Origin of the sequence: Ligilactobacillus sp., from assembly GCF_036846325.1 — a bacterium.
Taxonomy (GTDB): domain Bacteria; phylum Bacillota; class Bacilli; order Lactobacillales; family Lactobacillaceae; genus Ligilactobacillus.
Genome location: NZ_DAIUCE010000039.1, coordinates 16232 through 16509 on the forward strand (window position 1 = coordinate 16232; position 278 = coordinate 16509).

Here is a 278-nt window from a genome sequence, read left to right on the forward strand (position 1 = left end):
CAGCAACTTGTTGTTCCAGTTCTTTAATGCGCTTATCTTTTTCGTCCATCTCGCTCACCTCCATTCCATATGCATGAATTGAATTATACATGAAAACTCCTGCCAAATCTACACGAAATAGCAGGAGTATCGATAATTAATAAAGCAGCCCCTTTTCACAGGGAAGAATGGTTTTCTTATCCTCCACGGGGAATCCGTCCAGGAGCCTGCGCAATTGATGTGCATTTATCTTTTTGACTTCACTTTTATTTCTAGGCCACTGAAAACGACCGTTTTCG